The sequence below is a fragment of the Marinobacter sp. genome (assembly GCF_041984545.1).
In the GTDB taxonomy this organism is placed as follows: Bacteria; Pseudomonadota; Gammaproteobacteria; order Pseudomonadales; family Oleiphilaceae; genus Marinobacter.
The window spans coordinates 19502-39193 of record NZ_JBHIXV010000007.1; the positions used below are offsets into that span (position 1 = coordinate 19502).

The 19692-nt window shown below is 59.5% G+C and carries 13 protein-coding genes; all 13 read left to right on the top strand.

Going from position 1 to position 19692, the window contains the following annotated elements:
* The first annotated feature begins 79 nt into the window (after positions 1-79).
* The 13 genes from ACFC20_RS04985 to ACFC20_RS05045 all read left to right on the top strand — a co-directional run bounded on the left by ACFC20_RS04985 (position 80) and on the right by ACFC20_RS05045 (position 19683).
* Positions 80-2149, top strand: coding sequence for an FAD-dependent oxidoreductase (locus tag ACFC20_RS04985; protein ID WP_375192038.1), 2070 nt, complete (start codon positions 80-82; stop codon positions 2147-2149).
* A gap of 230 nt (positions 2150-2379) precedes the next feature.
* On the top strand, positions 2380-3627 hold the full coding sequence (locus ACFC20_RS04990; protein WP_375192039.1) for a DNA repair protein: 1248 nt from the start codon (positions 2380-2382) through the stop codon (positions 3625-3627).
* A gap of 129 nt (positions 3628-3756) precedes the next feature.
* The gene (locus ACFC20_RS04995; RefSeq protein WP_091992063.1) at positions 3757-4641 is read left to right on the top strand and encodes an NAD(+) kinase; all 885 of its coding nucleotides are present in this window, start codon (positions 3757-3759) and stop codon (positions 4639-4641) included.
* A 2-nt stretch (positions 4642-4643) separates the two neighbouring features.
* Positions 4644-5657, top strand: coding sequence for a metallophosphoesterase (locus ACFC20_RS05000; protein WP_375192040.1), 1014 nt, complete (start codon positions 4644-4646; stop codon positions 5655-5657).
* 39 nt (positions 5658-5696) lie between these two features.
* Positions 5697-6557, top strand: coding sequence for a rhomboid family intramembrane serine protease (locus ACFC20_RS05005; protein ID WP_375192041.1), 861 nt, complete (start codon positions 5697-5699; stop codon positions 6555-6557).
* A gap of 167 nt (positions 6558-6724) precedes the next feature.
* Positions 6725-7015, top strand: a complete 291-nt coding sequence (locus tag ACFC20_RS05010; RefSeq protein ID WP_091992066.1) for a YeaC family protein — start codon at positions 6725-6727, stop codon at positions 7013-7015.
* Positions 7012-7851, top strand: coding sequence for a DUF2797 domain-containing protein (locus tag ACFC20_RS05015; protein ID WP_375192042.1), 840 nt, complete (start codon positions 7012-7014; stop codon positions 7849-7851). The genes ACFC20_RS05010 and ACFC20_RS05015 overlap by 4 nt, the downstream gene beginning before the upstream one ends.
* A 78-nt stretch (positions 7852-7929) precedes the next feature.
* Complete coding sequence (gene pepN, locus ACFC20_RS05020; RefSeq protein ID WP_375192043.1) at positions 7930-10572, top strand: aminopeptidase N; 2643 nt, start codon at positions 7930-7932, stop codon at positions 10570-10572.
* 134 nt (positions 10573-10706) lie between these two features.
* Positions 10707-12095, top strand: coding sequence for a DUF1329 domain-containing protein (locus ACFC20_RS05025; protein WP_375192044.1), 1389 nt, complete (start codon positions 10707-10709; stop codon positions 12093-12095).
* Between the two features lie 199 nt (positions 12096-12294).
* A complete protein-coding gene (locus ACFC20_RS05030; protein WP_375192045.1) occupies positions 12295-13389 on the top strand; it encodes a WD40/YVTN/BNR-like repeat-containing protein in 1095 nt (364 codons plus the stop codon).
* A gap of 46 nt (positions 13390-13435) precedes the next feature.
* Positions 13436-15820: an RND family transporter gene (locus ACFC20_RS05035; protein WP_375192046.1), complete on the top strand. Its 2385-nt coding sequence runs from the start codon at positions 13436-13438 to the stop codon at positions 15818-15820.
* Between the two features lie 196 nt (positions 15821-16016).
* Positions 16017-17000: a TAXI family TRAP transporter solute-binding subunit gene (locus ACFC20_RS05040; RefSeq protein WP_375192047.1), complete on the top strand. Its 984-nt coding sequence runs from the start codon at positions 16017-16019 to the stop codon at positions 16998-17000.
* An 82-nt stretch (positions 17001-17082) separates the two neighbouring features.
* Positions 17083-19683 (top strand): TRAP transporter permease, encoded by a 2601-nt coding sequence (locus ACFC20_RS05045; RefSeq protein ID WP_375192048.1) that lies wholly within the window; start codon positions 17083-17085, stop codon positions 19681-19683.
* Positions 19684-19692 lie beyond the last annotated feature (9 nt).

Below are 19692 nucleotides of genomic sequence, written 5' to 3' on the forward strand. Positions count from 1 at the left end.
TTTAGGGGCGATCACGAGCGGGGATGAACCGGCCGCAAGAGCCATGGCCTCGCTGACGAACCCGATGAGGAGACAGGACATGACCACCAGCACTACCCCCGGCGTTGCCAGGTACCCGAATCTGCTTGAGCCCCTGGACCTGGGCTTCACAAAGTTGCGCAATCGCACCCTGATGGGCTCCATGCACACAGGGCTTGAGGAAGCGAAGAATGGATTCCAGCGCCTGGCGGCGTTCTACGCAGAGCGGGCCCGTGGTGGTGCGGGGCTTATTGTGACTGGTGGTATTGCGCCGAATGTTGAAGGCGGGGTTTTCCAGCACGCTGCCAAGATGACCACTGAGGAGGAATCGGATAGGCATCGGATCATCACCGAGGCGGTGCATGAGGCAGACGGCAAGATCTGCATGCAGATTCTTCATGCCGGTCGCTACGCCTACTCTCCGGAACTGGTCGCCCCGTCTGCCATCCAGGCGCCGATCAACCCTTTCAAGCCCAAAGAACTGGATGAAGCGGGCATCGAGAAGCAGATCCAGGACTACGTCGATTGTGCCGCCCTGGCTCAGCGGGCCGGCTATGACGGGGTGGAGATCATGGGTTCGGAAGGCTATTTCATTAACCAGTTCATTGTTTCCCACACCAACCACCGAACCGACCGCTGGGGCGGCAGCTACGAGAACCGAATCCGCCTGCCCCTCGAAATTGTCCGCCGTGTACGCGAGCGGGTGGGTGAGAACTTCATTCTCATCTACCGGTTGTCGATGCTGGATCTGATCGAAGACGGCAGCACCTGGGACGAGGTGGTCCACCTGGCGAAAGAGATCGAGAAGGCTGGCGCCACCATCATCAACACCGGTATCGGCTGGCACGAAGCCCGGGTTCCGACCATTGCAACTTCCGTACCCCGGGGCGCCTTCACCAAGGTGACCGCGCGACTGAAAGGCGAAGTGAGCATTCCGCTGGTTACCACCAACCGGATTAACATGCCGGATGTCGCCGAGAAGATCCTGGCCGATGGCGACGCCGACATGGTGTCCATGGCCCGCCCGTTCCTGGCCGATGCCGACCTGGTTCTCAAGGCCGCCGAAGACCGTGCCGATGAAATCAACACCTGCATCGGCTGTAACCAGGCGTGTCTGGACCATACCTTCAGCGGCAAGCTTACCTCGTGCCTGGTGAACCCGAGGGCCTGTCACGAAACCGAGCTGACCTACGTGAAAACGGCCAACCCGAAAGCCATTGCCGTGGTTGGTGCCGGTCCCGCTGGTCTGGCATTTGCCACGGTTGCGGCGGAGCGTGGCCACAAGGTCACGCTGTTTGATGCGGGCATCGAAATCGGCGGCCAGTTCAATGTGGCGAAGCTGATTCCGGGCAAGGAGGAGTTTTACGAGACGCTCCGCTATTTCCGGGTCATGCTGGACAAGCACGGCGTGGATGTTCGCCTGAATACCCGTGTCAGTGCCGAAGACCTCAAGGCCGGTGGTTTCGACGAGGTGATCCTGGCCACAGGGGTGAAGCCCCGCACCCCCGATATCGAGGGCATCGACCATCCCAAGGTGATTGGCTATCTGGATGCACTGCTTGAGCGCAAGCCGGTTGGCCGGAAAGTGGCGGTGATTGGCGCTGGCGGCATCGGTTTCGATGTCTCCGAATTCATAGTTCACAAAGGCGAGTCGGCCGCGCTGGATACTGGCCACTTCATGCGCGAATGGGGCGTGGATCTTAGCGTGGAGCACCGTGGCGGTATCCAGGGCATGACCCCGGAGGTGCCGGAGCCGGCAAGGGAAGTGTATCTGCTGCAGCGCAAAGCCTCCAAGGTGGGCAAGAATCTGGGCAAGACCACCGGCTGGATCCACCGTACCTCCCTCAAGAACCGTCAGGTGCAGATGGTGCCGGGTGTCACCTACCGCAAGATTGACGACGAAGGGCTGCATGTCACCATTACTCCGAAGGGTGCCGAGCAGGGCGAAGACCGTGTGCTGGCAGTGGACACCGTCATCGTGTGCGCGGGCCAGGAGCCGCTGCGTGAATTGCAGGCGGATCTGGAATCGGCCGGCCTGCCGGTGCATCTGATCGGCGGTTCCGATGTTGCTGCCGAACTGGATGCCAAGCGCGCCATCAATCAGGGGAGCAGGCTCGCCGCCGAACTCTGATCGGTCACAAGATCACAAATCGTTGCAGTTTTTCCCTGTGCACGAACGATTGTCTGGCTAGACTAATAGCGCTGGGTCTGTCAGCTTGCCCCTTCCGCGATTCGTGGTTGCTCCCTGGCGACCACGTATTGCGCAAGGGGTTTTTACCCTCCGGAATGGAACAACCTGTCCGGTTCTGTCGTGAGGGTACGGATACGTTCGATTTCGGAGTCTAGTGCGGAGAAAGTGCAATGGTGTCTGCCGACCAGGCAACTGATGGTTATGCGGCGGTGTTCTTCATGGACGGTAGCCAGGTTTCGCGGCAGATGCGCGCCAGCGAGTTCGGCGCTTTCCTGGATGGTTATGTGGGACTGTCGGATCTGGCCGAGACCGATGTTCGAGCCGTTCTGGTTGAGCTGAATGGAGAGCTGCTGGTTCAATCCCTGGTGTTCTTCCGCATCTGGTTTGACGAGGAGGGCCGGGCCGACACGCACTGGAACGTTCCCATTGAGGAGCTGGCCAGAAACGGCGCCAAGGGCCCTGACATGGGTGGCGGCGCCATTCGCCTGGTGTGCCGCAGCCAGTGCCCGGATCCCCGGTTCAAGGAGGATCTCTGGGACCCCGATATGACACCGGGGAACAACCACTTCCAGACCATTCGCAAGGCCGTGGAGGCCAACAGTCTCAAATTCCGCAAGAAAGAACCGGCGCGGGAAGAGGAGATCCCCGTGCTTAATGCCCAGGCGGAAGCACCGGGTACAGACGACTCGTCGGCCGCAGACCGCTCCAGGCTGGCGCAGCTGATCCGCGAGCAACGTCTGAGGATCAAGACGCTGCAGAGCGTGCACCGGGATTCCCTGTCTGACCTGCAGCGCGAGCATCGTCTCGAGATGCAGACCCTGAGGGGCGAGATTGCGGATCTGGAGCAGAAGTACGAACGCCAGCGGCTGAGCAACGAGCAGTTGAAAAAGCGACTGGCTGAGCGTAACGAACAATACCTCACCATGCAGGAGCAGATTGCCGACAGTGGGACCGACAAGCAGCGCGAGGAGTCGAACGCCGACGCCGAACTGGTGCTGCTGAAGGATCAGCTGGAGCGCCGGCAGCGGGAGCTCGAGTTGCGGGACGACAAGATCGTCGCCCTGGAGCAGGAAAACCACGAGCTCAGAAATCGGGAGCCCGTGGAAAATTCGATCATGGACCACCTGAAGCGGCAATCGGTGTTTCTGGTGGCCTACCATCCCGGCGTGGGGCACCTGACCCTGCCGTTCGAAGACATTGAGACCTACTTCGAGAATCCAACGGCCTATGCCGCCGACCGGTGTGGCATGAATGAGCCCGCCTACCGGGAGTGGCTTGAGCACTACGAGAACCCGGTGTGTGCCCACGAAACCGACGGTGGAAAGCGCTGCGGGGAGCCCATCCTGAGGGTCAGCCAGCCGTCGGAATTCCGCCCGGGGGTGGACGACAGGTGCGAGCAGCATCAGAACCCGGGTTGAGCAACGACAGCTCGCCATTGCCAACTTTTTTCAGTATCCCGTCGACTTTCGTTAAACTGTAGCCCAGTGTGAACCGGAGCCGGACGACCGCTCGGCGTCCGGCGGCATCCCGACACCACAGGAAGCTTCATGGATCAGTTCAGGAACATTGGTGTGATTGGCCGGATGGGCAGCGTGAAGGTGGTTGAATCCCTGCGCCAGCTCAAGCAATACCTGATCACCCATAACTACCACGTTATTCTCGAAGAAGACACGGCCAGCATGCTGCCCGGTCACGGCCTGCAGGTGGCCAGCAAGAAGCTGCTGGGTGAGATCTGCGACCTGGTGATTGTGGTGGGCGGTGATGGCAGCCTGCTCGGTGCGGCCCGGGAACTGGCCAAGTCGAAGATACCCTTGCTGGGTGTCAACCGGGGGCGTCTTGGCTTCCTGACGGATATCTCTCCGGCCGATCTCGAGGAGCGCCTGGGGAAGGTGCTGGAAGGCGAGTACATCGAGGAAACCCGGTTTCTGCTGGACGGCAATGTTGAGCGCAACGGCCAGCCCCTGGGGTTCGGTACCGCGTTGAATGATGTGGTGCTGCACCCGGGCAAATCGACCCGGATGATCGGCTTTGACCTGTTCATTGATGGCCATTTTGTCTACAGCCAGCGCTCGGACGGCCTGATCGTATCAACTCCCACTGGCTCCACGGCCTACTCGCTGTCTGCCGGCGGGCCGATCATGCACCCCAAGCTCGACGCCATTGTTCTGGTACCGATGTTTCCCCACACTCTCAGTAGCCGGCCAATCGTTGTCGATGGCAAGAGTGAGATCAAACTGGTGATCGGGGAAACCAATGAAACCTATCCGCAGATCAGCTTCGACGGGCAGATGAACATTGCCTGTGCGCCGGGCGACATCATCCGCATCACCAAGAAGCCGTTCAAGATCCGGCTGATTCACCCCACCGACCACAACTTCTACGCCACCTGCCGTGACAAGCTTGGCTGGGCCAGTGAAATATCAGCGAGTTGATCATGGCTGTATCGAAACAGACCGCTAGTCGCGGTTACGACATCATTGGCGACATTCACGGTTGCGCGAACACCCTGGTCAGGTTGCTGGACCAGATGGGTTATCGCAAGATCAACGGCGTATACCAGCACCCCCGGCGCCAGGCGATTTTTATCGGCGATATCATCGATCGTGGTCCCAGGATCCGTGAAGCACTGCACCTGGTGCGCGATATGGTGGAGCATGGCTCGGCCCGGATCGTGATGGGCAACCACGAGTACAACGCCCTGGGTTATTGCACCCGGGCCCGGGCCGGCAGTGGCAAGAAGTGGCTGCGGGAGCACAACCCCCGTCACAATCGCCTGATCCGCGAGACCCTGGACCAGTTCGAGGCCCATCCCTACGAGTGGAACGAGTTCCTCGACTGGTTCTACACCATTCCGCTGTTCATCGAGGAAGAGAACTTCCGGGTCGTCCACGCCTGCTGGGATGGCGACCTGATCGAGAAGTTCAAACGGATCCAGGGCGGTGCCTGTATCGACGAGGATTTCCTGCACGCATCGGCTGCCATTGAATCCTTTGCCGGGCAGGTCATGGATACCCTGCTGCGAGGCACCGATCTGCGGCTGCCAGAGGGCATGTCCATCACCGGTCGCGATGGCTATGTGCGCCAGTTTTTCCGCACCAAATTCTGGGCGGACGATCCCAGAACCTACGCCGATGTGGTGTTCCAGCCGGATCCACTGCCGCCAGAGGTTGCGAGTCGTGAGTTGACGGCGGCCGAGCACCGGCAGTTGATCAGTTATCCGCTGGACGCGCCGCCGGTGTTTGTGGGTCACTACTGGATGGAAGGTGAACCGGCGCCGCTGAAGGCCAATGTGGCCTGCATCGACTACAGCGCAGTGAAATACGGTCGGCTGGTGGCCTACCGGATGGATGGAGAGCGGGCACTTTCCCGGGACAAGTTTGTCTGGGTAGATGTGGAGCGGCCGGAGCAGGCAGATTATCCCTCCAGTGAAGACAGTGTCGCGCGCTAGGACGCGCCGGCGATAACAGGTCCTGAGGCGGAGCAAAGGGTGTATCGAGTCAAGCAGTTGGATACCAGGGTAAATCTGGCCGGTTTCAGTCGCTGGCTGAATGGACAGGGCGTGGCCCATCGGATCTCCGAAGAAGGCGGCTTTCAGGTGCTTTGGCTGGAAGACCCGGCGCACGCCGAGCCGGTACTGGCTGCCCTTGACCGGTTCATGGCCGAGCCGGAAATCCGTGATGCCGTGGATCGCCAGAGCCGGTCGCCGGCGTTCGTGGGCGGTCGCTGGCAGCCATCCCCCCGCCACGCGCCTCTGGTGCTGGGTATCATCGGGTTGGCGGTACTCATGGTCTGGCTGACAGCCATGGGGCAGAACCAGCTTGCCGCCGCGCTGATGATCATCGATCCCCGGGATTTTGACTGGAGCACCCTGGGCGGTCGCGTGGACGCGTTGACAGCGACCCTGGCCAGCGGCCAGATCTGGCGATTGCTGACGCCCGATTTTCTCCATTTCAGCTGGACCCACATCATTTTCAATTCGGTGATGCTGTGGTTTCTGGGCAGTCAGATTGAATGGTTCGACGGTCGTGCCCGCTTCATCACTCTGTTCGTGGTGACCAGTCTGCTCTCCAACGGTCTGCAGTACTTTGTTTCAGGGCCGTTGTTCGGCGGGCTGTCCGGCGTGGTCTACGGTATTCTGGGCTATTGCTGGTTGAGCCAGCGTGCGGCGCCCAGGTTCCAGTTTCCGCCGGCCCTGGTGACCTTTGCGGTGGCCTGGATGGTGATTGGTTTCACGTCGTTGCCTGAACTGGTAGGCCTGGGACGGATGGCCAACGAGGCCCACCTGGGTGGATTTGTTGCAGGGCTGGCCCTGGCGGCGGTTCTGCCCGTAAGGCAGCGGAGGCGGTAATAAAAAAGCCCCGCAAAAGCGGGGCATTAAAAGAGCATTCAGCTCCTGATGAGAGAGACCAAATGAAACGACCGTTGCCATTTGGTGAGGTAATGATAATCATTGTCGTTTGAGAATGTCAAACGATATAGCCGGATTTTTTATGAACGTTTTTTCAGGAGGGCGGCATGACCTATGAAGAACTGATCGAGCGGCTGGACCCGAACGTGTACCGGAGCCTGCGCCAGTCGATTGAGCTGGGCAAATGGCCCGATGGCCGCAAGTTGACGCCCGAACAGCGGGAAATCAGCCTTGAAGCCGTGATTTACTACGAGAACCTGCACAATATTCCGGAAGAAGAGCGCACCGGCTACCTGGATCGGGGCAGCAAGGCTGGCACGGCCTGCGACCCTTCCGTGCAGCGATCGCAGGGGCAGGGCAAGGTAGACCCGGACCAGTTTGTTGAGGTCAAGTCTTGAACGAACTGATCGACATAACAGGCCGTCTGCGCAAGATGCCGGTGGAGGCCGGGCATCCGGTGTCCTACACCATTGCCGTGGGTGACACCCGCATTCCACTGAACGATCTCATCGGCAGGCCGTTGCGGCTGGATTTCAACGGCGTGATCCGGTGCATCCACTGTGATCGCAAGACCAACAAGAGTTTCAATCAGGGGTTCTGTTTCCCGTGTTTCCGCAAGCTGGCCGCCTGCGACAGCTGCATCATGAGCCCGGAGAAGTGCCATTATCACCTGGGAACCTGTCGTGAGCCGGAGTGGGGAGAGACTCACTGCATGATCGAGCACGTGGTCTACCTCGCCAATTCGTCCGGGCTGAAGGTTGGTATTACCCGGGCCTCACAGGTGCCGACGCGCTGGATAGACCAGGGGGCTGTCGATGCCATTCCCATGGTTCGGGTGGCCACCCGGTATCTGGCCGGTCTGGTGGAGGTGGCGTGCAAGGCCCATGTTGCCGACCGCACCAACTGGCAGCGGATGCTCAAGGGTGAAGTGCCGGAGCTGGACCTGAAGGAGGAGCGTGAGCGGATGCTGGCCCTCATAGCCGACGATCTTGACGCGCTCCGGGCAGAGCACGGTGAGGACGCCATTCGGGCGGTGGATGAGCAGGGCCTGGGTCTCAGTTACCCGGTTCAGACCTGGCCAGCGAAGATCAAAACCCATAACCTCGATAAAACGCCGGAGGTTGAAGGCACGCTCGAGGGTATCAAGGGGCAATACCTTATTCTGGATACCGGTGTGATCAACATCCGCAAGTTCACCGGTTATGAAATCCGTTTCCGGGTCCTGGAAGGCTGACCGCCACGGGCCCGAGTGATCTTTTTTCGCCCGCCAGGCCCGAGCGCCCCTGCGGGCTACGAATTCAGGAGACCATCCATGCGTACCAGCCAGCCACAAACCATCTACCTGAGCGACTACAAGGTACCCGCGTATCTGGTGGACACCGTTGATTTGCGATTCGAGCTGTTCGAGGACGGTGCCCGAGTACATAGCACGCTGGCTATCCGTCGTAACCCCGATTCGCAGGAGTCCGCCGCTCCGCTCGAACTGGACGGCGACAGTCTGGTGCTGGAGTCGGTTGCTTTGGACGGTACCGCCCTGTCTGATGGCGATTATGAAAACCGCGGCGAGCAGCTGGTTATCCGGTCGGTGCCCGAGCGCTTCTCACTGAGCGTGGTGACCTGGATCGAGCCCCAGAACAATACCCGGCTGGAGGGCCTGTACAAATCCTCCGGAATGTTCTGCACCCAGTGTGAGGCCGAGGGATTCCGGTGCATTACTTTCTTCCCGGATCGTCCCGATGTGATGGCCCGTTTCCGTACCCGCATTGAAGCCGATCGAGAGGCCTATCCCGTGTTGTTGTCTAACGGCAACGACGTGGACAGGGGCGAACTGGACGATGGTCGCCACTTTGTCACCTGGGAGGATCCGTTCCCCAAGCCCTGCTACCTCTTCGCGCTGGTGGCCGGCGACCTGGTGGAGAAGCGTGACACGTTCACCACCTGCAGCGGCCGCGACATTGATCTGCGCATGTATGTAGAGCCCAGGAACGCCGAGAAGTGTGACCACGCCATGGACTCCCTCAAGCGGTCCATGCGTTGGGATGAGGACGTCTACGGGCGGGAATACGACCTCGATATCTTCATGATTGTGGCCGTGGACGATTTCAATATGGGCGCCATGGAGAACAAGGGGCTCAACATCTTCAACTCATCGTGCGTGCTGGCCAGCCAGGAAACTGCCACCGATTTGGCGTTCCAGCGTATTGAAGCCATTGTCGCCCACGAGTACTTCCACAACTGGTCGGGTAACCGTGTGACCTGCCGGGACTGGTTCCAGCTCAGTCTCAAGGAAGGGTTTACCGTGTTCCGGGATTCCCAGTTTTCCGCAGACATGGGGTCGCCCACGGTCAAGCGCATCGAGGATGTCACCCTGTTGCGAACCGCCCAGTTTGCCGAGGACGGTGGCCCGATGGCCCATCCGGTGCGGCCGGCGTCCTACATGGAAATCTCCAACTTCTACACGCTGACCATCTACGAGAAGGGCGCCGAAGTGGTGCGCATGATCCACACCCTGCTGGGGCCCGATCTGTTCCGCAAGGGTAGCGACCTGTACTTCCAGCGCCACGATGGCCAGGCCGTAACCACCGATGATTTCGTGCGGGCCATGGAGGATGCCTCGGGCCGTGACCTGAGCCAGTTCCGTCTCTGGTACGAGCAGGCCGGAACGCCGGTACTGACCGTGTCGGATGAATTCGATGAAGGTCGGGGCGTCTATCGGTTGACCATCGAGCAGACCATTCCCGATACCCCGGGGCAGAGCAACAAGAAGCCCCAGCATATTCCGTTTGCCCTTGGGTTACTGGGCTCCGATGGTCAGCCGCTGCCATTGCGCCTGTCCGGCGATGAGACGGAGGCGCCAACCGAACGAGTCCTTGAGCTGACCGAAGGGGTGCATACCTTCGAGTTCCACGGTATCCCTTCAGAGCCTGTGCCTTCTCTGCTGCGGCATTTCTCGGCGCCGGTGCGTGTGCGTTATCCCTGGACCCGGGAGCAAATGTTGTTCCTGATGAATCACGACCCGGACGGCTTCAATCGCTGGGATGCCGGCCAGCGTCTGGCGGTGGATGTCATTCAGCGGCTCATTGGCTCACCGGATGACGCGGCCATAGATCCGAGGCTGGTCGAGGCTTACCGCAAACTGATTACCGACACCGGCCTTGATCAGGCTCTGGTCGCGAAAATGCTTCAGTTGCCCTCAGAGGCCTATCTGATCGAGCTGGCGGAAAGTGCCGATGTGCCAGCCATCCATCGGGCCCGGGAGCGTGTTCTGGAGCATCTGGCGGTGGCGCTCCGGGATGAGCTGGTTGCCTGTTACCAGCGCCAGCACGACAGCGGTGCCTATGAGGTGACGCCTGAGGCGATCGCCCGCCGAAGTCTGCGTAATACCGCCCTGGGCTGGCTGTTGATGATCAATGATGATGAGGGGCGGGCGCTGGCGGTGCGCCAGTTGAACGAGGCCGACAACATGACGGACCGGATGGGAGCGCTGCGGGCGCTGGTCAATTCCGATTACGAGGCCGACCGGCGGCAGGCGCTGGATGACTTCTACGACCGCTTCCGCGATGACCCCCAGGTGGTCGAGCAGTGGTTCTCGGTGCAGGCAGCCAGCGACCGCGCAGGTCAGTTGTCGGACATTGAGCAGTTGCTCGTGCATCCGGCGTTCGACTGGAAGAATCCCAACAAGATCCGGTCGGTGATCGGGTCCTTTGCCGGCCAGAACCTGGCGGCCTTCCATAATCCCGACGGTTCGGGGTATCGGTTCCTGGCAGACCAGGTTTGCCGCCTGGACGACAGCAATCCCCAGATTGCGGCCCGTCTGGTAACGCCGCTGACCCGCTGGCGGAAGTTTGCGCCGGCTTACAGCAGCCAGATGCAATCGGCGCTCGAGCGTATCCGCGACAAGGAAGGCCTTTCCCGGGATGTCTATGAGGTTGTGCACAAGAGCCTGGCCGGGTAAGGCCAGATACAAAATCGCACTTTCGGTCGATAGACTTTAGTGGCAGATCGGCTAATCTGGGTGAAAGTCGGTAGTTCCATAAGACGATAATAAGAGCCTCTTCAGAGGCTTCCAGACGCACTTAAGGTTCCAAAATGACATACAACAAAAACGTGATTCTCGGCGGCCTTCTGGCGCTTTCCGTGGCATCGTCGTCGGCATTGGCGGCGGTGTCTGCCAGTGAGGCGGCACGCCTGGGGAACGAGTTGACTCCCTTTGGCTCACCCAAGGCCGGCAATGAGGCCGGTACCATTCCGCCCTGGACTGGCGGTCTTACCGAACCGCCTCCGGGCTATGAGGGTAGCGGTCAGCATCACATCAATCCGTTCCCGGATGATGAGGTACTGTTCACGATCACCCCGGCTAACATGGATCAGTACGAGGAATACCTCACCGATGGCGTGAAGGCCCTCCTCGAGACCTATCCGACTACCTTTGAGGTGCCGGTTTACCGGTCCCGGCGCACCCACGCCGTGCCCGATTGGGTGGCAGAAAATACCAAGGAAAATGCAGTCAGCGCCGAAATCGTGGGCGAGGGCGAAGGCCTTGATGGTGCGTTCGGGGGCTACCCGTTCCCGATTCTGCACGGCAACAACGAGGAAAAGGCCTGGCAGGCAATCTGGAACCACCTGACCCGGTGGCGCGGCGTTTCCGTGACCCGTCGTTCCAGCGAGGTTGCCGTGCAGACCAACGGAGAGTACGGCCTGGTAACCTCACAGCAGGAAGCCTTCTTCAACTTCTACAACCCTGAGGGCAGCGAGGAGACGCTGGATAACGTCATCTTCTACTACCTCTCCTTCACCCAGTCACCGCCCCGACTGGCCGGTGGCGCGATTCTGATTCACGAAACCCTGAACCAGATCATCAACCCGCGTAACGGCTGGGGTTACAACGCCGGACAACGGCGCGTGCGTCGGGCCCCGAACCTCGGCTATGATTCGCCCATCGCGGCTGCTGATAACCTGCGGACCGCAGACGACACCGATATCTTCAACGGTGCCCTGGACCGTTATAACTGGACCTACGAGGGCAAGCGGGAAATTTACATTCCCTACAACAACTACCGCATCGGTGAGAAAGGGCTGCCCTATGAGGAGATCCTCGGGATTACCCACATCAACCCGGATCTGACCCGCTGGGAGCTGCATCGGGTGCATGTGGTGGAAGCGACCCTCAAGGAAGGTGAGCGGCACATCTACGGCAAGCGTCGGTTCTACATCGACGAGGACAGCTGGAATACCGTGCTGCTGGACCAGTACGACGGTCGGGGCGAGCTCTGGCGTGTGACCATGGGCCTGCCAAAGAATTACTACGAACTTCCGGGCGTGTGGACGGTTCTGGACGTCTATCATGATCTTCAGGCCCGCCGGTATCACGTGCTTGGCCTGGATACCGAAGAGCCGAATACCCGGGTATTCACCAACGAGGTTCCGAACCGGCGCTACTTCTCGCCGGCGTCCCTCCGCCGCCGGAGTGTCCGATAAGGCCCCGGTGACGGAGGACGTGCCCCCGCCCCAGGGAAGTGGCGACCTGACATACCGGCAGCCGTGAGGCTGTCGGTATGTTTACAGTTATACCCGGCAATGCTGGGCAGAGACACAGTTCAACACAACACAATAGGCAATCTGAATGGCTAAAAGGTTGATGTGCAAGACTCTGGGAGCGGCCTGTCTTGGACTTTCCATGGCATGGTCTGCGCCGGCAGCGTTTGCGCTTGCAGATATCATCGAAACCCCGGCCCGGCTGACCGATCTGGCCCCGGAAAATCTCCTGACGGACGTGACCCGCGCAGGCGAGCGTATTGTGGCTGTGGGAGAGCGTGGTCACATCATCTATTCCGATGATGAGGGCAAAACCTGGACTCAGGGCGAGGTTCCCGTATCAGTGACCCTGACCGGTATCGACTTCGGCTCGGATACCCATGGCTGGGCGGTAGGCCACAGTGGCGTTGTTCTTAAAACAACCGACGCCGGTGCTACCTGGGAGCTGCAGCTGGACGGCACCCGTGCCCTGGAGCTGGCCATCGAGAGCCGTGAAGAGCAGATTGCCGCGATGGAAGAGCGGATCGAGGAGGCTCCGGAAGAAGAAAAGGGCGACCTCGAGTGGGCGCTGGACGATCTGTTTTTTGCCCTCGAGAACCTCCAGGCAGACCTGGACATTGGTCCCGTGAATCCGCTGCTGGACGTATGGTTTGAGAACGAACAGCGCGGCTTTGTGGTCGGTGCTTACGGTATGTTCCTGCGTACCGTCGATGGCGGTGAAACCTGGCGTGACTGGGCCCCGCGAATTGATAACCGCCAGAACTTCCACCTTAACGGCATCACCCGGATCACCGGCGGAGCGATTGTTCTGGTAGGTGAGGCTGGTCAGATCCACGTATCGGTAGATGGCGGCGAAACCTTCGAGCGCCGCGAGTCCCCCTATGACGGCTCCCTGTTCGGTGTTATCGGTACCGGCCAGGTGAACGAAATCCTGGCATTCGGCCTGCGGGGCAACATGCTGTTCTCCACTGATCTGGGCAAGTCCTGGCGCATGGTTCCGAATTCGGCCGGTGCCACCCTCAACGATGGCGTTGTTGCCGAAGACGGACGGATAACGCTGGTTGGTAACGGTGGCGCGGTTCTGCTGAGTACCAACGGCGCGGAAACCTTTCGGGAGCATTTCCGTAGTGATCGCGAGGGTGTGATGAGTGTGGTGCCCATTTCCGGAACCGATCTGCTGATTGTCGGTGAAGGTGGCGCCAAGATCACGGACGCCCGCGGAAAGAACCTTCAATAACGCCCTGATGTGGCAATAACCGAACGAACAATAGAGGGGCTTTTGAATGTCCAACCCGAAACATGACAGGGGCGAGCACTACCTGACCACCCCCAAGGCGGAACCTTTCCTCGAGCGACTGCTGTTCAATAACCGGGCAGCCATCCTGGCGGTTCTCGCGTTGCTGACTGTTTTCCTTGGCTATAACGCTGCCAAGATCCAGCCCGATGCCAGTTTCGAGCGCATGATTCCGCTCGAACATCCGTACATCGTGAACATGCTGGAGCACCGGGAAGATCTGGAAAACCTGGGTAACTTCGTGCGTATCGCCGTTGCTGTGGAAGAAGGCGATATTTTCACTCAGGAGTACATGGAAACCCTGAAGCAGATCACCGATGAGGTGTTCTATCTGAACGGCGTGGACCGTTCCGGTCTGAAATCGCTGTGGACCTCCAACGTCCGCTGGGTAGAGGTGACCGAGCAGGGCTTCCAGGGCGGTACGGTCATCCCCGATGGCTATGACGGCTCCCGCGACAGTCTGGAGCAGCTGCGCCAGAATGTGCTGCGCTCCAACGAAGTGGGGCGTCTGGTCTCGGATAACTTCCAGTCCACCATCGTCTATGCCCCGCTTTACGAGAAGAACCCCGAAACCGGGGAGGCATTGGACTACGCGGAATTTTCCCGTCAGCTTGAAGAAAAGATTCGCGACAAGTACGAAGAGCAGAACCCCAACATCCAGATCCACATCGTTGGCTTCGCCAAGAAAGTGGGCGATCTGATTGAAGGCATCGGCTCCATTGCCTGGTTCGCCGGCATCACCATTGTGCTCACCACGCTTCTGCTGTTCTGGTACTCGCGTTCCATCACCGGCACGCTGGTCCCGGTCTTCACATCGATCATCGCGGTGTTCTGGCAGCTGGGCGCCCTGCGTCTGCTCGGCTACGGGCTCGACCCCTATTCCGTTCTGGTGCCGTTCCTGGTGTTCGCCATCGGTATCAGTCACGGTGTACAGATCGTCAATGCCATGGCGGTTGAAGCGGCCAAAGGCTTTGACTCGGTAACGGCCGCCAGGCTTGCTTTCAGGGCTCTTTACATCCCGGGCATGCTGGCCCTGGTCTCCGACGCCTTTGGCTTCCTGACCCTGTTCTTCATCGAGATCGATGTAATCCGCGATCTGGCGGTCGCCGCCGGTATCGGTGTTGCCTTCGTGATCATCACCAACCTGGTGTTGCACGTTCTGATCATGTCCTACCTGGGCATTTCCAAGGGCGGCGTGCGTCATGTGCAGAACCATGGTGAGAAGCAGGATCGCAAGTGGCACGTCATGTCCTACTTCTCGCACCCGGGCGTGGCTCCGATTTCCCTGCTTATTGCGGTCATCGGTCTGGGCTTGGGGCTGTATTACAAGCAGGACCTCAAGATTGGTGACCTTGACCAGGGTGCGCCGGAGTTGCGGAAGGATTCCCGCTACAACAAGGACAACGCCTTCATCATCAACAACTACTCCACCAGCGCCGATGTTCTGGTGGTAATGGTCAAGACGCCAGAAGAGCAGTGCACCCAGTACAACGTGCTGAGGGCCATGGACAAGCTGCAGTGGGAGCTTCAGAACACGCCGGGTGTCCAGTCGTCTGCTTCACTGGCCGACGTCTCCAAGATTGTGACCAAGGCTCTGAACGAGGGTAACTGGAAGTGGTATGAGATCTCCCGGAACCAGACCATTATCAACGCCTCCATCCGCGAGGCCCCGGCCGGGCTAATCAACACCGACTGCAGCCTGACCCCGGTGCTGGTGTTCCTGGAAGATCACAAGGCAGAAACCCTGCAGACCGTGGTTGAGCGTGTCGAGGCGTTTGCCGAGGAAAACAGCAACGAAGAACACCGGTTCCTGCTGGCAGCAGGTAACGCCGGCGTTGAAGCGGCCACCAACGAGGTGATTTCCTCCGCCAAGGACAAGATGCTGATTCTGGTCTACGGCGTGGTGAGTTTGCTGTGCTTTGTCACTTTCCGCTCGCTCCGTGCGGTACTGTGCATCGTGATCCCGCTGGGACTCACCTCGATCCTGTGTGAGGCGATCATGGCGGTCTCCGGCATCGGCATCAAGGTGGCTACGCTGCCAGTGATTGCACTGGGTGTGGGTATCGGTGTCGACTACGGTATCTACATCTACAGCAAGCTTGAGAAGTACCTGCTGGAAGGCAAGACCCTGCAGGAGGCCTATTACGAGACCCTGCGTTCCACCGGTAAGGCGGTTATGTTTACCGGCGTAACACTGGGTCTTGGCGTGGTGACCTGGATCTTCTCGCCGATCAAATTCCAGGCAGACATGGGGCTGTTGCTGTTCTTCATGTTCATCTGGAACATGGTTGGTGCTATCTGGCTGCTGCCGGCTCTGGCCCGCTTCCTGCTGCGTCCGGATCGCATGGTTGCCAAGGCCCGAGCGGCCAAATAGATCGTCAGTCTCCTCGGGAGATGATGAGCAAAAAAGCCCGCAATGCGGGCTTTTTTGTTGTCCCGTCAACCGGTTAGGCAGCTAATCCATACTTTATTTATGGTGTGAAGTGGTCTATGTTTTCAAACGACCATGAAGTCTGTCCGTAGGAACGTGCGGGCGATTGCCAATAACACACAGAAAAGGAAGAACTCACATGACACTGAAACTCAAAGCCTCCGCACTCGCTGTCGCTGCAGCCGTCAGTCTCGGTGCTGCCTCCACGTCCGTTTCAGCTCAGGAACAGCGCTTTGTGACCATCGGTACTGGCGGGGTTACCGGCGTTTACTATCCGGCCGGTGGGGCGATCTGTCGTCTGGTGAACATGGACCGTAAAGAGCATGGTATCCGCTGCTCGGTGGAAAGCACCGGTGGCTCAGTCTACAACCTGAACGCCATTCGCCAGGGCGAGCTTGATCTGGCGGTTGCCCAGTCTGACTGGCAGTACCATGCCTATAACGGCACCAGCCAGTTCAAGGACGACGGCGCCAACAAGGAACTGCGCGCGGTATTTTCCCTGCATCCGGAGCCGTTCACTGTTGTTGCCAGCAAAGGGTCCGGTATCAAGACCTTCAAGGACCTCGAGGGCAAGCGGGTATCGGTGGGTAACCCCGGCTCCGGTCAGCGCGCAACAGCAGAAGTCCTGATGGAAGAAATGGGATGGGGCATGGACAAGTTCGCTCTGGCGGCCGAGATCAAGGCTGCGGAACAGTCCCAGGCCCTGTGTGACGGCAACATCGATGCCTTCTTCTACACCGTCGGCCACCCCTCCGGTGCGATCAAGGAAGCCACCACATCCTGCGACAGCGTCATCGTCAGCGTGGATAATGAGGCTACGGAAACCCTGATCGAAGAGAACCCGTACTACCGCAAGGCGGTAATTCCGGGCGGCATGTACCGTGGTAGCGATGAAGACGTGACCACATTCGGTGTGGCTGCCACCTTCGTTTCCTCCACCGATGTGCCGGACGATGTGGTTTATGCCGTGGTCAAGGCGGTCTTCGAGAACTTCGACAGCTTCAAGCGGCTGCATCCTGCCTTCGCCAACCTGAACAAGGAAGAGATGGTCTCTGATGCCCTGAGTGCGCCGCTGCACCCGGGTGCTGCCAAGTACTACAAGGAAGCTGGCCTGATCGACTGATCGGTCGTTAATCCGGACCGGCGGGCGTTTGCCCGCCGGGTTTCCTTCCAGAGATTAACCTTTCACGCTACAGGAATAATTTATGGCAACGAGCGATCCGTCGAACGGAGGTAGCGCTGGCGGCGGCAATGTAGAGGAAATCCTGCAGACCGAAACCGGGGGCAGGGCGGCCAGCGGCTATGCGGCCGTTATTCTGTTCATCGTTCCCCTGGTGTGGTCGCTGTTTCAGCTTTGGATTGCATCACCGCTCCCGTTTGTTCTGGATATCGGGATTTTCAATTCGACGGAAGCCCGTTCGATTCACCTGGCCTTCGCTGTTTTTCTGGCCTTCGCGTCCTTTCCGATGATCCGCGGTCGGCACGTCAATAAAGTGCCGTTTTACGATTGGGTCCTCGCCCTGGTGGCGGCGTTTTGCGCCTCCTACCTGTATGTTTTCTATGAAGAGCTGGCCACCCGCCCGGGCGCGCCGATCACCCAGGATCTCTGGGTTGCCCTGATTGGCCTGGTGCTCTTGCTGGAAGCGACCCGGCGCTCGCTTGGTCTGCCATTGACCATTGTGGCCGCGGTCTTCATTACCTATTCCATTGCCGGCCCTTATATGCCGGATGTGATTGCGCACAAGGGGGTCAGCCTCAGCAAGCTGGCGTCTCATCAATGGCTCGGTACCGAAGGCGTGTTTGGTGTCGCCCTTGGGGTGTCTACCAGCTTTGTCTTCCTGTTCGTGCTTTTTGGCGCCCTGCTGGAGCGGGCCGGCGCCGGCAATTATTTCATCAAGGTAGCCTACGCCATGCTTGGTCATATGCGTGGCGGTCCTGCCAAGGCGGCGGTGGTGTCCAGCGGCCTGAGCGGGGTGATTTCCGGCTCCTCGATTGCCAACGTAGTGACAACCGGAACCTTCACCATTCCGCTGATGAAACGCGTGGGTTTCCCGGCAACCAAGGCCGGTGCCGTTGAGGTTGCCGCTTCCACCAACGGGCAGCTGACGCCTCCGATCATGGGCGCTGCTGCCTTCCTGATGGTGGAGTACGTAGGAATCTCTTACCTTGAAGTGATCAAACACGCCATTCTGCCTGCCCTGATTTCCTATGTGGCGCTGATCTACATCGTCCACCTCGAGGCCTGCAAGCTCAAGATGCAGGGCATCGAGCGTCTCAACAAGCCGACCCTGGCCCAGCGGATGCTCAACTGGGTGGTCATTCTGATTGGGCTGATCGTGGTTACGCTGGTGGTGTATTACGGCATTGGCTGGATAAAGACACGTCTGGGTGAAGCTGCTATCTGGGTGCTTGCGCCACTGCTCGTGCTTGTCTATGTGGCACTGGTGGGCTACGCGACCCGTTTTCCCGAGTTGGAAGAAGACGATCCGAACAAGGACATGGGCGAGTTGCCCCCGGTTGGACCAACCGTGAAAACCGGCCTGTATTTCCTGCTTCCGGTTGTGGTTCTGGTGTGGTGCCTGACGGTCGAGCGTTTCTCGCCCCAGCTCTCTGCGTTCTGGGCGACCCTGTTCATGATCTTCATTGTGATAACCCAGCGGCCCCTAAAGGCCTTCTTCCGAAAGCACGGTGACCTCGGTCGCCTGACCCTGGATGGTTTCTTCGATCTGGCCCATTCCCTGGCCACCGGTGCCCGTAACATGGTTGGCATCGGCGTTGCGACCGCCACGGCGGGTATTGTTGTGGGTACCGTCACTCTTACGGGCATTGGCCTGGTAATGACGGCTTTCGTGGAGTTCCTGTCTGGCGGCAACCTGCTGCTGATGCTGATCTTCACCGCCGTTATCAGCCTGATTCTCGGCATGGGCCTGCCGACCACCGCCAACTATATTGTGGTCTCGACCCTGATGGCGCCGGTGATCGTAACCCTGGGTGCCCAGAATGGGCTTATCGTGCCGCTGATCGCGGTGCACCTGTTCGTGTTCTACTTCGGTATTCTCGCCGATGATACACCCCCGGTGGGGCTTGCGGCCTATGCGGCGGCGGCCATCTCGGGTGCCGACCCGATACGCACCGGTGTCCAGGGCTTCACCTACGATATTCGAACAGCGATCCTGCCGTTCATGTTCATTTTCAACACCCAGTTGCTGTTGATCGGCCTGACCGGATGGTTTGATCTGCTGGTTACGGTGTTCAGCGCGGTCACCGCCATGCTGGTGTTCTCGGCGGCAACCCAGGGCTACTGGTTCACCAAGAGCCACAAGTGGGAAACTCTGCTGCTGCTGCTGATTACCTTCACCATGTTCCGTCCCGGATTCTGGTGGGACATGATCTATCCCCCCACTGAAGACCGTCCGGGTGTGCAGGTTATGGAATATGTTGAAGACATTCCGGCAGACCAGCCGATCATCCTGAAGGCGTCTGGAATGAATATCGACGGCGACGAGGTGAGCACCTATGTCCGGCTGCCCATTCCCGCGGGCGAGACGCCGGAACAGCGACTCATGGAAGCTGGTCTGGAACTGAGTCCGGATGGCGACAAGATGGCGGTAGATTTTGTCGGGTTTGGCAGCCCCGCAGAGAGAGTCGGTATCCAGTTTGGCTGGACCATCGACGCCGTGCAGGTGGAGTTGCCCCGGCCGCCGAAAGAGCTGATGTTCATCCCCGCTTTGCTCCTGTTGGGGCTGCTTGCCTACGGCCAGCTGCGACGGCGGGCAAGGGAGGAAGCCATGGGCCAGACGGCCTGACGGCACGCA